The 15,234-nt window shown below is 44.8% G+C and carries 16 protein-coding genes, 1 tRNA gene, 1 riboswitch and 1 other annotated feature; of the genes, 2 read left to right on the plus strand and 15 right to left on the minus strand.

Going from position 1 to position 15,234, the window contains the following annotated elements; genetic code table 11:
- Positions 1 to 13: 13 nt before the first annotated feature.
- The 11 genes from ilvN to GCA01S_RS01110 all read right to left on the minus strand — a co-directional run bounded on the left by ilvN (position 14) and on the right by GCA01S_RS01110 (position 9,008).
- Positions 14 to 532, minus strand: a complete 519-nt coding sequence (gene ilvN, locus GCA01S_RS01055) for an acetolactate synthase small subunit (protein ID WP_042406515.1) — start codon at positions 530 to 532, stop codon at positions 14 to 16.
- Positions 511 to 2,244, minus strand: a complete 1,734-nt coding sequence (gene ilvB / locus GCA01S_RS01060; RefSeq protein WP_042406517.1) for an acetolactate synthase large subunit — start codon at positions 2,242 to 2,244, stop codon at positions 511 to 513. Before ilvB ends, ilvN begins: the two co-directional genes overlap by 22 nt.
- A gap of 75 nt (positions 2,245 to 2,319) precedes the next feature.
- Positions 2,320 to 2,589, minus strand: a binding site (T-box leader).
- 21 nt (positions 2,590 to 2,610) lie between these two features.
- A complete protein-coding gene (gene ilvE / locus GCA01S_RS01070; RefSeq protein ID WP_042406522.1) occupies positions 2,611 to 3,510 on the minus strand; it encodes a branched-chain-amino-acid transaminase in 900 nt (299 codons plus the stop codon).
- A 268-nt stretch (positions 3,511 to 3,778) separates the two neighbouring features.
- Positions 3,779 to 3,852: transfer RNA gene (locus GCA01S_RS01075), tRNA-Arg, on the minus strand.
- Positions 3,853 to 4,070: 218 nt separating this feature from the next.
- A complete protein-coding gene (locus GCA01S_RS01080) occupies positions 4,071 to 4,580 on the minus strand; it encodes a metallophosphoesterase family protein (protein WP_026078486.1) in 510 nt (169 codons plus the stop codon).
- 7 nt (positions 4,581 to 4,587) lie between these two features.
- Positions 4,588 to 5,193 carry an XTP/dITP diphosphatase gene (locus GCA01S_RS01085; protein WP_042406526.1) on the minus strand — a complete coding sequence of 202 codons (606 nt, stop codon included), beginning with the start codon at positions 5,191 to 5,193 and terminating at the stop codon, positions 4,588 to 4,590.
- Complete coding sequence (gene rph / locus GCA01S_RS01090; RefSeq protein WP_017435468.1) at positions 5,190 to 5,960, minus strand: ribonuclease PH; 771 nt, start codon at positions 5,958 to 5,960, stop codon at positions 5,190 to 5,192. Before rph ends, GCA01S_RS01085 begins: the two co-directional genes overlap by 4 nt.
- A 141-nt stretch (positions 5,961 to 6,101) precedes the next feature.
- Positions 6,102 to 7,178, minus strand: a complete 1,077-nt coding sequence (locus GCA01S_RS01095; protein ID WP_017435467.1) for a GerMN domain-containing protein — start codon at positions 7,176 to 7,178, stop codon at positions 6,102 to 6,104.
- Between the two features lie 99 nt (positions 7,179 to 7,277).
- Entirely contained in the window at positions 7,278 to 8,072 is a 795-nt protein-coding gene (gene racE, locus GCA01S_RS01100; protein WP_017435466.1) for a glutamate racemase, read from the minus strand.
- Between the two features lie 9 nt (positions 8,073 to 8,081).
- On the minus strand, positions 8,082 to 8,525 hold the full coding sequence (locus GCA01S_RS01105; protein ID WP_042406531.1) for a MarR family winged helix-turn-helix transcriptional regulator: 444 nt from the start codon (positions 8,523 to 8,525) through the stop codon (positions 8,082 to 8,084).
- A 258-nt stretch (positions 8,526 to 8,783) separates the two neighbouring features.
- Complete coding sequence (locus GCA01S_RS01110; RefSeq protein WP_017435464.1) at positions 8,784 to 9,008, minus strand: helix-turn-helix domain-containing protein; 225 nt, start codon at positions 9,006 to 9,008, stop codon at positions 8,784 to 8,786.
- Positions 9,009 to 9,453: 445 nt separating this feature from the next.
- On the opposite strand from GCA01S_RS01110, the gene GCA01S_RS01115 reads away from it, so the two are divergent.
- Positions 9,454 to 9,657, plus strand: coding sequence for a hypothetical protein (locus tag GCA01S_RS01115; protein ID WP_017435463.1), 204 nt, complete (start codon positions 9,454 to 9,456; stop codon positions 9,655 to 9,657).
- Positions 9,658 to 9,788: 131 nt separating this feature from the next.
- Here GCA01S_RS01115 and sdhB read toward each other — a convergent pair whose 3' ends face one another.
- Genes sdhB through GCA01S_RS01130 form a run of 3 tightly spaced genes read right to left on the minus strand, consistent with a single transcriptional unit; the run spans position 9,789 to position 12,955 of the window.
- A complete protein-coding gene (sdhB, locus tag GCA01S_RS01120) occupies positions 9,789 to 10,550 on the minus strand; it encodes a succinate dehydrogenase iron-sulfur subunit (protein WP_042406533.1) in 762 nt (253 codons plus the stop codon).
- 3 nt (positions 10,551 to 10,553) lie between these two features.
- The gene (sdhA, locus tag GCA01S_RS01125; protein WP_017435461.1) at positions 10,554 to 12,311 is read right to left on the minus strand and encodes a succinate dehydrogenase flavoprotein subunit; all 1,758 of its coding nucleotides are present in this window, start codon (positions 12,309 to 12,311) and stop codon (positions 10,554 to 10,556) included.
- A 35-nt stretch (positions 12,312 to 12,346) separates the two neighbouring features.
- A complete protein-coding gene (locus tag GCA01S_RS01130) occupies positions 12,347 to 12,955 on the minus strand; it encodes a succinate dehydrogenase cytochrome b558 subunit (protein WP_017435460.1) in 609 nt (202 codons plus the stop codon).
- Positions 12,956 to 13,216: 261 nt separating this feature from the next.
- On the opposite strand from GCA01S_RS01130, the gene GCA01S_RS01135 reads away from it, so the two are divergent.
- Positions 13,217 to 13,669 (plus strand): YslB family protein, encoded by a 453-nt coding sequence (locus GCA01S_RS01135; RefSeq protein ID WP_017435459.1) that lies wholly within the window; start codon positions 13,217 to 13,219, stop codon positions 13,667 to 13,669.
- 36 nt (positions 13,670 to 13,705) lie between these two features.
- On the opposite strand, the gene GCA01S_RS01140 is transcribed toward GCA01S_RS01135, so the two are convergent.
- Positions 13,706 to 14,929, minus strand: a complete 1,224-nt coding sequence (locus tag GCA01S_RS01140; protein WP_042406535.1) for an aspartate kinase — start codon at positions 14,927 to 14,929, stop codon at positions 13,706 to 13,708.
- 100 nt (positions 14,930 to 15,029) lie between these two features.
- Positions 15,030 to 15,210: riboswitch (Lysine riboswitch) on the minus strand.
- Positions 15,211 to 15,234 lie beyond the last annotated feature (24 nt).

Genomic DNA, 15,234 nt, shown 5'->3' on the forward strand with positions numbered 1-15,234 from the left:
TTTTCATTGTTTTTTAGATAATGAAAGCAGTTTTATACGTAGCGGCTGTTTTTTGAGAGCCGCGTGTAAACGCTGTTGTACCTGTTCTTGCCACTTCTTTAATTCCGTAAGGCCGCAATAACTCAATAAGAGCTTCTACTTTTTCGGATTCGCCTGTTACTTGAATAACAAGGCTATCTTTGCTTACATCGACAATCGAAGCGCGGAATGGTTCAATAAGCGTATAAATCTCTTGGCGAAGCGCAGGAGTTACGGATACTTTCACGAGCGCCAGCTCGCGCGCGACGATCGCTTGCTCGGTAATATCGCTGACTTTAAGCACATCAATTTGCTTGTTTAACTGCTTAATAATTTGTTCGGCCGTCCGCTCGTCTTCGACATTGACGACAAAAGTCATGCGGGAAATTCCTTCGATTTCTGTATGGCCGACGGTAATGCTTTCAATGTTATAATGCCGCTTTGTAAATAACCCGGTAATGCGGTTGAGAACACCAGGACGGTTATTGACAGTCATTGTGATAATTCTCCGCACGCTTTCACCCCCACCATTTCATGCAATCCTTTTCCAGGCGCAACCATTGGATAGACGTTTTCATCCGCTTTAACATGGAAATCAAGTAAAACCGGACCGTCGATCGCAAATGCTTTCTTCAGTACCTCTATTGCTTCCGCCTCCGTTTTCGCCCGGAAGCCCGGCATATTGTATGCTTCTGCTAGTTTTACAAAATCCGGCTGATTCGGAATGAGAGAATGGGAATATCGTTTTTCGTAAAAAAGTTCTTGCCATTGGCGAACCATGCCGAGTGCTTGATTATTGATGATGACCACTTTAATTGGCAACTGCAGCTCTTGAATAACCGATAGCTCTTGGAATGTCATTTGAAAACCGCCATCACCCACAATGGAAACAACCGTAGCATTTCGGTCCGCCAGCTGTGCGCCAATCGCCGCCGGAAGGCCAAATCCCATCGTTCCGAGCCCGCCGGAAGTCACCCAGCGGTGTGGTTTATTAAACTTGTAGTATTGCGCCGCCCACATTTGATGCTGGCCAACGTCGGTAGTAATAATGGCTTCCCCGTTCGTTAATTCATAAATCATTTCCACTAGTTTTTGCGGTTTAATCGTTTGCGCATCTTCTTCGTAATAAAGCGGAAATCTCCGTTTCCATTCATTTAGCTGACGCAGCCATGCGCTTGTGTCCGCCGGCTTTCCTTGCTGATGAATTAATTCTTGCAAGGCTGCTTTTGCATCGCTGACAATCGGAATTTTTGTCGGCACGTTTTTCCCGATTTCTGCCGGATCAATATCAATGTGGGCCACCGTCGCCTTTGGCGCGAAATATTTTAAGTTTCCTGTTACGCGATCGTCGAATCTTGCTCCGATATTAATAAGCAAATCGCATTCATAAAGCGCCATGTTCGCTGTGTATGTGCCGTGCATGCCAGCCATGCCTAAAAACAATGGATGATCGGCTGGAAATCCGCCCAATCCTAGCAATGTATGAATAACCGGGATGTTTTGTTGTTCCGCATATTGCCGCAATTCATTGGAAGCATTGGCATGCAATACTCCTGCCCCTGCTAAAATAACTGGTCTTTTCGATTGGCTTACCGCTTCGACAAGACGACGGATTTGCAAGTGGTTCGGCTGGGTGGTCGGCTGATAGCCCGGCAAATGAACTTCTTGTTCGTAATCAAACTCTCCCTCTGCTGTCGTAATGTCTTTCGGAATATCGATGAGCACCGGGCCAGGTCTTCCTGTTGTAGCAATGTGGAACGCCTCTTTAATAATTTTTGGCAGCTCGCTAATATCGCGGACTTGATAATTATGTTTCGTGATTGGCATCGTAATCCCGACGACATCCGCTTCTTGAAACGCATCCGATCCAATGACACTGGTTGCCACTTGGCCGGTAAATACAACAAGCGGCAGCGAATCCATCATTGCATCTGTTAAACCTGTCACAATGTTTGTTGCTCCCGGGCCTGATGTAGCGATGACCACCCCTGGCTTTCCGGAAATGCGTGCATATCCTTCGGCCGCATGAATCGCACCTTGTTCATGTCTCGTTAATACATGGAACACTCCCGATCGATATAACTGGTCATAAAGCGGAAGCACGGCGCCGCCCGGATATCCGAAAATCACTTCTACCTTTTCCGCCTTTAATGCTTCGATGAGCATCAGCGCTCCGCTCATTTTCATTTTTTCTTTTGCCTTTTCCTCCACTTTCATCCTCGTCATGCTCGATCCTCCCCTGTCTTTTTCATCACATATGAAAAAAACCTTTTCGCCCACGATGGCCTACTTTGTTTCGGCCAAAGGGGCGAAAAGGTTTCCTTTCCGCGGTACCACCCTTCTTCGTGGTCATACCGACCACCTCAGGAGCAATTGGAAAGCATCCAATTGCTCTTTTTAATAACGAGTGAAGCAAATGCTGCCCCACCCGTCCAACCCTACTAGTCGCATGACGTTCAGGCTGGCACTCAGAGGTGAGTTCATCAAGCGGCAACATCACCGGTTTCCAGCTCCCCCGGCTCTCTGTGGATGTTGTCCCCGCTGACTACTTATCCTCTTCAACGCTTTTTCTTATCCAATTATCATGGTTCATTACCCGACATTTACATTCGTCGGATATACTTTTACCCCTTCGGAAACGACACGGCGTCTAAATTCTTCTAGAAGCCGTTTTGTATGCGGCCCTGGAACCCCTTCACCGATGACACGTCCATCGACCTTCACCACGGCGATCACTTCTGCGGCCGTTCCGGTTAAAAAGACTTCATCGGCCACATAAACATCATGGCGGGTAAACGGCTCTTCTTTTACAACATAGCCAAGGTCTTGGGCAATCTCGATAATCGCTTGGCGCGTAATTCCTTCAAGTGCCCCGACATATCCAGGCGGTGTATACACGACATTGTCTTTAATGATAAAAACGTTGTCTCCTGAGCCTTCGGCGACATACCCTTGATCGTTTAAAATTAACGCCTCGCTTACATTCGCAAGATGGGCTTCGATTTTGACAAGGACGTTATTCAAATAGTTCAGCGATTTTACTTTCGGACTGAGCACATCCGAGCGATTTCTTCGCGTTGCTACCGTCACCACTTCAATCCCTGTTTCATATAAATGTTTAGGGAACAATGTTAACGGTTCAGCAATAATCACTACTTGCGGCTTTTGGCAATTATACGGATCAAGCCCTAAATCGCCGACTCCACGCGAAACAACAAGGCGAATGTAGGCATCTTGATATTGGTTTTTTCGTATCGTTTCGACAACATAATGGATCATTTCTTCTTTCGTATAAGGAATGGTGAGTAAAATCGATTTAGCGGAATTGTATAGGCGATCTATATGCTCACGCAATCGAAATACGTTGCCGCTATAGACGCGAATACCCTCAAATACACCGTCGCCATACAAGAAGCCGTGATCATATACGGAAATTTTTGCGTTCTCTTTTGTTACAAATTCGCCGTTTAAAAAGATCCATTGTTCACTCAATTTTGTTCCCCTCTTCCTTGATAAGTGCGACGCTTCCATTCATCCAGCACCTTGATGATGATGGATCATTTGATTTATTTGAAAATTATAATAATCCGAAAATAAGAGGGAGTCAATAGCATTTTTTTGAATATTTTGATTCGTTAGACTATTTGTATGCGCTTACATATCGATGAAATCAATGGTTTTCCATCGTTAAAAAAATTTTTTGTCCGTATAAAAGTAAAAACCTCCTTTTCGGTAAACCGAAAAGGAGGTTTTTGTTCAGCGTCCCAGGAGAGATTCGAACTCCCGACCGACGGCTTAGAAGGCCGCTGCTCTATCCAGCTGAGCTACTGGGACATAGTATTATTACACTCCTATTTTTTAATTAGCTGCCTCTTCCTCTACTAGCTGACTCAGAGAAGCTGGATGCGTCGAGACAACTCGTAGTGAATTCATGGATGTAATGCTCGTCACTACTGGGACATGAATAAAAATTATTATTTGTCAAAGACATTATATATTATAAAAAAGTTTTTTAGTAAAGTCAAGATAAGGAGAGCGGGGGAATGCCCCGCTCACATGGTAAATGTTTTTGCAAGCGACGGTATTTCCTTTCCATCAAGGTCGTAAAATTGCACAGTTGCTTTTCCGTTTTCGATTTGCAATAGTGCGTATGTCTTTTCTTTCCGCCCTCTTGGCAATAAGATGCTGCCCGGATTGATAAACAAGATATCATCGATTTTTTCGGCTCCTGCGATATGGGAATGGCCGAAACATACGACGTTGGCCTTTGTCTCTTTGGCTCGATAGTACAAGTTCAGCAATGACATTTTGACGTTATAAAGATGGCCGTGAGTGATGAAAAAGCGGATGCCTTCCACCTCTTCGATTCGTTCGTTTGGAAATGCAGCGGTAAAATCACAATTTCCGCGCACGATGAAGAAATGGGCGATTTCTTTGTGATCAGGAGACAATTCCGAATCTCCGCAATGAATGAACACGTTTGCTTGATGCCGGTGGCGCTCGGCAATTTCCTCCAGTTCTTTTGTTAATCCATGGCTATCGCTGACAATTAATGCTTTCATCATTCCCTTACTCCTTGCCGTTTATGATTTCATCCCATTGTTTATCTAATTTTTCCAACGCCTTGGCCCTATGGCTGATTTGATTTTTCTCTTCCGCCGACAATTGCGCCATTGTTTTTCCCTTTTGCGGGATGTAAAAAATCGGATCATAGCCAAACCCGTTTTCTCCTTGCGGCTTTTCGGCAATGTATCCTTCACACGTTCCCTCGACGACCGCGGTGCGCCGCCCTGGAGCGGCGACGGCAAGCGCGCAATGGAAACGGGCGGTTCGCTTTGCGAAAGGAACCCCTTCTAATTCTGATAACACTTTGGCGATGTTTTTTTGATCATTCTTTTCTTCACCGGCGTAGCGGGCGGAATACACTCCCGGCCTTCCGCCTAACGCGTCAATCGACAGACCAGAATCGTCGGCAATGACCGTCGTGTTGAAATAGCGGGCCATCGCTTCCGCTTTTAGTATCGCATTTTCGGCAAACGTGTTTCCTGTTTCTTCTACATCAGGGCAATTGGGAAAGTCAAGAAGCGATTTTACTTCAACTCCTCTTTTTCCAAGAAGTGCTTGAAACTCTCGTGCTTTTCCAGCGTTTTTTGTCGCGATAATGACTTGTTTCATGATGCATTCCCACTTTCTTCGCTTCGTTTCATGTCAATTTGCGCGGCAAGCTCTCCTAACGTACTCCGCTGAATTTCAATCAGCTGCTGAATTCCGAATTGCGCCGTATCTAACAGCTCATTTAATTGCTCGCGGGAAAATGTCGCTTCTTCTCCTGTCCCTTGAATTTCAACAAAGCGTCCCGCTCCTGTCATTACCACGTTCATGTCAACCTTGGCACGCGCGTCTTCGCTGTAGTTTAAATCAAGAATAATCCCGTGTTCCGGATCGATTCCGACGGATGTTGCCGCAAGAAAATCATGGACGGGAAGTTCATCTAGTTTCTTTTCCTCGACTAATTTGGCAAACGCCAATACCATTGCTACGTATGCTCCTGTAATCGATGCGGTCCGCGTTCCCCCATCTGCTTGAATGACGTCGCAGTCAATCCATACTGTTTTTTCACCCAACTTGTCCAATTGCACGACAGAACGAAGCGCTCTTCCGATCAGGCGCTGGATTTCCATCGTGCGCCCTGACACTTTTCCTTTGCTGGACTCCCTAACATTCCTCTGCTCCGTCGCCCTCGGCAGCATCGCATATTCCGCCGTAATCCATCCTTTGCCGCCGCCGCGCATAAACGGCGGCACTTTATCATCGATGCTCGCCGTACAAATGACTTTCGTATCGCCAACGGTAATCAGTACAGATCCTTCTGCATGTTTAATGAAATGTTTTTCCATATGTACAGGGCGTAATTGCTTGTTGTCTCTGCCATCAATCCTCATCAAAAAACCTCCTTTGCCATAAAAAGAAAGAGGTAGAACACCGTCTACCTCTTTTTTATATCATAATATTGCATCTAACCGCCAGCGGCTCCATTACGTTTACACCTTATTTTTCTGACATAATATAAAACTTTGTATTGCTTAGAAGCTGCCTGTGTTCACATTTGTTGGCCTTGTTACAGGTTTGGCTAACGGTTTGCCGTCTTCTCTTACCAGATTGGCTTTCCCATTTACCGTAATAGAGACGCTTTCAATTCCTTGTTGCTCCGTCAACGACAGGACAAGGGAGTTTAGCACAAGATCGGAAATGACATTTTTCTTATTGCTGCCGTAAATCGCTTCGTTAAAGTTTAATGTCACTTTTCCGTCTTCGTATTTTGGTTTTTCCAATAGTTTAGTATCTGGCTGAAAACTGCTGACAAGTCCGCTGCCGTAGTCCGGACCTTTAATTAACTCATTCACCGCAGCGGTAATATTGTCTTTTTCTTTATTGGATACGCGCCGTGTTACTGGAACGTAGTACGTTTCATTTCCTTGCTGTGCGACAAAATAGACGGTAACTGGGTGAGTGTTTGTAATATCATTGACGCCGTTAGCTTCGATATTAATTCCATCCGCACGGCTGACCCCGCCTTGGATAGGGGTTTTGTTGACTGGCATCACATCTTGGTCATAACCGTTAATACGAATTTTGACTCTTTTTACATTATCAAACTGAGTCAGCGTCCACGTAATGGCTTGTAAAATTTTTTTCTCGTCTTCTGGTTTATAATGGGCAAATTCTGGAGAAAAATCGGCAATAAGCGTCCCATCCTTCTCCAACTTGGTCCCTAACACTGTTGTACCTGCCGGCAAGACAGCACGAAACCCATTTGGTAATATTTCAGAAACAGGGCCGTCTTCGACTAAATATTCCAACACTTGCTTCGCTACTGCCTTTGTTTTTGGCAATTCTACCGTTTGCGGCACGACAAAGCCATTTTTATCAATTAAGTAAAGTTCGCGTTTAACGGTTTCTGTTGCTTTTTCTTTCTCCTGTTTTCCCTCGTTCTCTTTCGTTACTTCCTGCAGCGATTGACCATCTTTCAAGTAACTGACATCTTGCGGCGGATCAATTTCTTTTACGGCATCATCCTTTTGAAATAACCCACAGCCGCTAAGCAATAACAGCGATGTCACGACGGATGCGGCTAATTTCCATGATCTCCGATTGAACATGAAAGTTCCCTCCTACTCATAGTTTGTACTACTATGTATACGAGCCTTTTAGAAAAATAGAATAAAAAAATCCTTTAGCTTTGACGCTAAAGGATTTTTTTATAATTCGATCGTTTGTACGTGTTCGACTGGTCTTCCAAACCATTTCGATGCAATTTTTTCGAACAGCTCCTTCGACCCGGTTGTGAAAAATAAATGTTCCACCTCACGCTGCCCTGTATAAAGCAGATGGCTGTGGTGCAAAATTGCGCTCACTTCGCGTGCTGTTTCACCACCGGAGCAAATCAGTTTTACACGTTTTCCCATATATTCTTGAATAAGAGGACTTAACAAAGGGTAGTGAGTGCATCCTAAAATAAGGACATCAATATTGCTTGATTTAAACGGTTCAAGTGATTCAGCAACTATTTTTCTTGCTTCTTCTCCTTCGAAGTTTCCACTCTCTACAAGCGGAACAAACTTCGGACATGCTAAACTTTCAACATGAACTCGATGGTTAATGGACTTCAGCGCCTTTTCATACGCGCCGCTTTTTACCGTACCAATTGTACCAATCACACCAATATGCCCGTTTTTCGTCACTTTTAGCGCCGCACGCGCTCCGGGATGTACCACGCCTAATACCGGGATATCGAGCTGTTCCCGAATTTCGTCTAATACAACAGCTGTTGCTGTATTACAAGCAATCACCAGCATTTTAATATTATACTGCAATAAATAATTCGTCATTTCCCATGTGAATTGACGAATTTCCTGTTCAGGACGCGGTCCATATGGACAACGCGCTGTATCCCCAAGATAAATAATCTGTTCTTTTGGCAATTGCCGCATAATTTCTTTTGCAACTGTTAATCCGCCAACTCCTGAATCAATAACTCCGATTGGTCTTTCCAAGTGATCGCCTCATTCTTTCTTGATTTCTTGATGTAGTTTACGCAAGCATTTTTCTAAAAAAACAATTTCGTCACCAGAAAAATGTTGCAGTACTTGCGCCAAATCATGTTGGCGCTTTTGAATCACTTCTTCAATAATTCGTTCCCCTTTTTCAAGGAGATGGATGCGAACGACCCGTCGATCATGCTTATCTTTTACTCTAGCAACAAGGCCGTTCCGTTCCATTCTGTCCACTAAATCAGTTGTTGTGCTGCATGCCAAATACATTTTGTTCGATAATTCGCCGATCGTCAAGTCCCCTTCTTCCAACAGCCATTGCAACGCGACGAATTGCGGCGGCGTGATTGGATATTGCGTTAAAATTTCACGGCCGCGCTGCTTTAAATTCGCAGCAATATACCGAAGCAGCTTTTCCAACTCAGCGACGGTCTTTTCATCCATCGAAAGCGGCATACGATCTCCCCTACAAAACTACATTTATTATTTTTAACGTTTTTTTTAAAAAATGCAAGAATGATGTCAGACAACCGAATCCCTTTACGTTGTTCGACATGATTCGATATATTTCATTTTACACCACTTTTTTCTATAATCAATATAAAAATTCATCTTATCCATTCATCAGCATATTATACGATAAACGACTTTTCGATCATGGACCAAAAAAGATAACAAACCGGCCACCTTAAAAATAAGGTAAGCCGGCATTGTTTATAGTTCAAGCTCCCCCATTCGAAGCAACTCGATAACAGCTTGCGAGCGCCCCTTTACTCCAAGCTTCTGCATTGCGTTCGAAATGTGGTTGCGAACCGTTTTTTCGCTAATAAACAATTCTTGCGCAATTTCCTTTGTCGTCTTATCCTGCACTAATAATTCGAATACCTCTTTCTCTCTTTTTGTCAGCAGCGGCTTTGGTTGAAATGATTTATCCTTCAAGTGTTGTAACCCTCCTTGCTTCACTAGACCTGAACTACCGGATGGGTATTTACTCACCATATACTATGTGAAAACGAGGGTTACGGTGACGGAATTTCGCTTATCTAATAGAAAAATAGGTGTTTTTTCTATACAAGCGCCGCCTGGAACTGTTGAAGCATTTGTCTCATCCCATCACCCCATAGGACACTTTTCCCGGCATACTTATTTTGTTGATGTAATCGATTTGCTTCATCCCCTGTGCCTCCTAATAGAAAGAGGGTGTCTCAAAAGTGACTGCTTTTGGGACACCTTTACTTTTGTTTGACAAAAAAATAAGAAAGCCGTTCCTCTCTTGGTATAATAGAGTCAGTCACCATAACTCACCGCCGCAAAAGAAAGGAACGATTTTCTTATGTACATTCATTATCACCACATCAACTAGTTCTTCCATGCGATTGAACAGATGATGAAAGAGGATGAAGAAGCGGAACAAGAAAAGGACTTTCCAGAAAAGTTAGAGGCATCCCCGATCACTTCCGAAGTCATCGAAGAAATGATTCAAAAAGTCGAACAGCGTTTGAAACAGGTTCCAAAGAATCGAACGTGGAACAAGGCGAAGCGACAGCTGAAAAAAGACCTGTTGACTCGAAAACAAAAGTTTGAATAGGGAAAAAAGAAAGAGGCTGAAGCAATTTTTCTTGACAAACATCCAATAACAACCAAAAAGAGAAAAAAGAAAAGGAGAGGCTGACTTCAAAAGGTCGGTTCAGCAACCTTTTGCGCCAGCCTCTCTCGTCATTACACTTCGTCGCTTCCAAAGAAGTCGCGGAACATTTGAATCGTCGCTTCGCGGTTTAGCGCGGCAATGGACGTCGTTAGCGGAATGCCTTTTGGACAAGATTGTACGCAGTTTTGCGAATTACCACAGCCCTCAAGGCCGCCTTCCCCCATAATTGCGTGCAGTCTCTCAGCTTTATGCATCGCCCCAGTTGGGTGGGCATTGAACAAGCGAACTTGCGAAAGCGGCGCAGGACCAATAAAGTTGGATCTGCTGTTGACGTTTGGACATGCTTCCAAACATACGCCGCATGTCATACATTTCGACAGTTCGTATGCCCATTGCCGTTTCCGTTCCGGCATGCGTGGACCAGGACCTAAGTCGTATGTTCCGTCAATAGGAATCCATGCTTTTACTTTTTTCAGCGAGTCAAACATGCGGCTGCGGTCGACTTGCAAGTCCCGCACAACTGGGAATGTGCGCATTGGTTCCAAACGGATCGGCTGCTCTAATTGATCAATTAACGCCGTACATGCTTGCCGCGGCTTGCCGTTAATGACCATCGAACAAGCGCCGCATACTTCCTCAAGGCAGTTCATTTCCCATACAACTGGGGTCGTTTTTTGACCTTTCGCGTTCACCGGATTACGGCGAATTTCCATCAGCGCAGAAATGACGTTCATATTCGGACGATATGGAATTTCAAATTCTTCTTCGTATGGCGCAGAATCAGGACGGTCTTGACGTGTTACAATGAGTCGAATCGTTTTTTTCTCGCTCATAGTTTATTTCACTTCCTCTTTCTTTTTCGTGTAGTCGCGTTTGCGTGGCTTAATCAGCGATACATCGACATCTTCATAATGGAACGCTGGGCCATCCGGAGTGTAGCGAGCCATCGTTGTTTTGAGCCATTCTTCGTCATTTCGCTCTGGAAATTCTGGTTTATAGTGCGCACCGCGGCTTTCATTGCGGTTGTATGCCCCCAATGTAATAACGCGAGCAAGTTGAAGCATATTGTACAGCTGGCGAATAAATGTCGCTCCTTGGTTGCTCCATTTGGATGTATCGGTTACGCTGATATTTTTATAGCGCTCAAGCAATTCTTGAATTTTTTCATCTGTTTTCAGCAGCTTGTCATTGTAACGAACGATCGTCACGTTTGCTGTCATCCATTCCCCAAGCTCTTTATGCAGCACGTATGCGTTCTCTGTTCCATCCATCGATAAAATGTTGTTCCAGCGTTCTTCTTCTTGTTTGACGTAGCGATCGTACAACGATGACGGCATTGCGTCTGCCGATTTTTCCAAACCGCGAATGTAGCGGACTGCGTTTGGACCAGCGACCATACCTCCGTAAATCGCTGACAATAAGGAGTTAGCTCCAAGACGGTTCGCGCCGTGGATCGAATAATCGCACTCGCCAGCGGCAAACAAGCCTTTAATGTTTGTCATTTGATCATAATCGACCCATAAACCGCCCATCGAATAGTGCACAGCCGGGAATACTTTCATCGGCACTTTGCGAGGGTCTTCTCCCATAAATTTCTCATAAATTTCGATAATTCCGCCGAGTTTTACATCAAGCTCTTTCGGATCTTTATGGGAAAGATCGAGATATACCATGTTTTCGCCGTTGATGCCGAGCTTCAAGTCGACGCAGACGTGGAAAATTTCCCGTGCTGCAATATCACGAGGAACAAGGTTCCCGTAAGCCGGATATTTTTCTTCAAGGAAGTACCATGGTTTCCCATCTTTATATGTCCAGACTCTTCCGCCTTCCCCGCGGGCAGATTCACTCATCAAACGCAATTTATCGTCCCCAGGGATCGCCGTCGGGTGAATTTGGATAAACTCCCCGTTTGCATAATAAGCACCTTGCTGATAGACGATCGATGCGGCCGAACCAGTATTGATGATGGAGTTCGTCGATTTGCCGAAAATGACTCCTGGTCCGCCTGTCGCCATAATGACTGCGTCCGCAGGAAACGCTTTAATTTCCATTGACTTTAAGTCTTGTGCGACAATGCCGCGGCAAATTTGTTCATCATCTAAGACAACACCCAAAAATTCCCATCCTTCATATTTCGTTACAAGCCCGGCTACTTCATGACGACGTACTTGTTCATCAAGGGCATACAAAATTTGTTGGCCTGTCGTTGCTCCTGCGTAGGCAGTACGGTGGTGCTGTGTGCCGCCGAAACGACGGAAATCAAGCAACCCTTCAGGAGTACGGTTGAACATGACTCCCATGCGGTCAAGCATATAAATGATGCTCGGCGCTGCCTCACACATCGCTTTGACCGGAGGCTGGTTCGCTAAAAAGTCGCCGCCATATACGGTATCGTCAAAATGTTCCCAAGGAGAATCGCCTTCCCCTTTTGTATTTACCGCACCGTTAATCCCGCCTTGCGCACAGACAGAGTGAGACCGTTTTACAGGCACGAGCGAGAACAATTCTACAGGTACCCCTGCTTCCGCGATTTTAATGGTTGCCATTAGACCAGCTAGACCGCCGCCAACTACTATGATTTTTCCTTTTTTCATTGCTACTCACTCCCTAAAAGATTGCTAGTTGTCAATCAGGCAAATGCTAAAATGGCACGAATGCCGACAATGGAAAGCGCAACAAAAATAATCATCGTTAAATAAGTGAAAACTTGTTGTGAACGAGGAGACACCGTTAAACCCCAGCTTACACAGAAAGACCATAAACCGTTGGCAAAGTGAAACACCGTTGACAAAATTCCGACAATATAAAAGCCAAGCATAACCGGATTGTCCACGATATTGGCCATCATTTCATAGTTTACTTCCGCTCCAAACGCGGCTTGAACGCGCGTTTCATACACATGCCATGTCACAAAAATTAACGTGATAATTCCCGTAATCCGCTGCAGCATAAACATCCAGTTACGGAAATATCCGTAATTTCCGACATTAAATTTCGCCGTAAAAGCAATATAAAGACCATAAATGGCATGGAACAGCAGTGGAAGAAAAATGACAAATATTTCTAAAAAATAACGAAACGGTAAATTCTCCATAAAAGAAGCCGCCCGGTTAAACGCCTCTGGTCCTCTTGTCGCAAAATGGTTTACGACCAAATGTTGTACTAAAAAGATCCCTACTGGAATGACTCCTAACAGTGAATGGAGCCGACGGTAATAAAATTCGCGATTTCCTGCCATATGTAAACCCCCTTTAATAAATAAACAGTGAAAAAATCGTGTGCTCCCCATCCACAATGAGTGAAATGTAACGGCTTCCATTTCCATTAATCATTGTGTCACATTCATTGTACCCCCACATTGTACAAGCGTCAAGAAAACAAAGTCATAAAATGTTCAAACATTTGCATACGAAAACGATAGAGAAAAATAGAAAGAAAGATAATGCACGTCCCCCTCTATTTCGCTATAATGATGAATGGATAGAAAGAGGGGAATCATGTGAAACTGCCAACACTAGAAGAACAATACAAGTCATTAGAAGACATCTCTATTTCCGCATTCGGCGCGGAACTTCTCCGGCAAATTGTCCTTCCGGAATTGCTGGGAAAAGAAGCGGCCAGCATTTTATACTGGGCTGGAAAAAGTTTAGCGCGCCGCTACCCGCTCGAAACAGTATCCGATATCATTACTTTTTTTGAAAAAGCCGGCTGGGGGACACTGTCCATTGTTGAAGAGCGCAAAGACGAACTTCACGTAGAACTGTCCGGCGACATTATTGCCGCGCGGTTTACCCTTCATGAGCATTGCACCTTCCAGCTCGAAGCGGGATTTCTCGCCCAGCAAATCGAACAACAAAAGCGCCTCGTCACCGAAGCATTTGAACAACAAAAAAGGCGGGAAAATAAAGCACTCATTATCATTAAATGGGACCGCAAACAGCAGATAGAATAATAGAAAGAAGCCTGTCCGGTGCAGGCTTCTTTCATTTTATGCGCGCACTGCCGCCGCTTCTTCGGCAAGTCCAAACGCTTCATGGAGCGCTTCAACTGCTCGAACCATGTTTTTCTCATCAATGACAGTAGAAATTTTAATTTCTGACGTGCTGACCATTTTGATTTCAATGTTCTCGCCTGCCAGCACTTCAAACATGCGCGCCGCCACCCCAGGGTTTGAAATCATGCCAGAGCCAACGATCGACACTTTCGCCAAGCCGCTTTCATATTGTACGTTTGCCTCTTCAAGCGATTGCAATACTTGAAGCGTTTCCGGCAAATCCTCCGTACGGATCGAAAAAGAAACAGACGTAATGTCCGCATTCCCCGCGCTTTGAATAATAATGTCCACATTAATGCCTCGCTTTGCGAGCGCCGTAAAAATAGTCGGCAATGCATATAAACTGTTTTTGATTCCAGACACTGTCACTCTCGTTACTTGATCTTCAAAAGCGATGCCGCGTACGATTAAATGCTGTTCCATCGAAACTTCCCCCTTCACGATTGTACCGCTTTCTTTTTCCATGCTTGAGCGCACCTCAAGCAGCACTTCATAGTTTTTCGCAAATTCCACCGCGCGCGGGTGCAGCACCCCCGCTCCTAAATTGGCTAGCTCAAGCATTTCATCATAGGAAATCTCTTTTATTTTTCTTGCTGTCTTTACATAGCGCGGGTCGGTCGTAAACACGCCAGTTACATCCGTATAAATATCGCACTTATCTGCTTTTAACGCCGCCGCCAGCGCCACCGCTGTCGTATCGGAACCGCCGCGGCCGAGCGTGGTGATCTCCCCTGTTTCCGTCACGCCTTGAAACCCGGCAACGATCACAATTGCCCCTTCATCAAGATAACGGCGGATTCTGACTGTATCAATGTTCATAATGCGGGCATTGCCGTGCATTTCTTCCGTTGTAATCCCCGCCTGCCATCCCGTTAAGGAAATGGCTTTATATCCCTTTTCCTGCAATGCCATGGCGAGCAGGGCTATGCTTACTTGTTCCCCTGTCGAAAGGAGCATATCCATTTCCCGCTTGCTTGGCTGTAAGGAAATTTGTTTTGCCAAATCAACAAGTTCATCCGTTGTCTTGCCCATTGCGGAAACAACAACGACAACTTGATTCCCCTTGTCTGCCTCCTCTATCACCCGAGTGGCCACGTGTCGAATTCTTTCGATCGAACCGACGGATGTTCCGCCAAATTTTTGTACAATAATTCCCATTTAGTCTCACCCTTTTGCCTGTTTATAAAATAAAAAAAGCAATGAGAGAAATCTCATTGCTGTGCATCACGAAAACGGAAACAAGCGAATTCGCCTCGCACAGTGAGATAGCTCTCCAAGATGAATAACATCTTGACAGTCCTACATTTCTTAAACGCAGGACCAGCGGAAAAAGCAATGAGACTTTTCCCACTTCGGCGACGCTCCCCTTTCCACACTCATCATCGGAACTCATTTTCCTCCGAATGTGTACTCTTGAAGTTCGCACCTCTATCTTCACTTCAGCGATCGGAAGTGTATGAATA

The sequence above is a fragment of the Parageobacillus caldoxylosilyticus NBRC 107762 genome (genome assembly GCF_000632715.1).
Taxonomy (GTDB): domain Bacteria; phylum Bacillota; class Bacilli; order Bacillales; family Anoxybacillaceae; genus Saccharococcus; species Saccharococcus caldoxylosilyticus.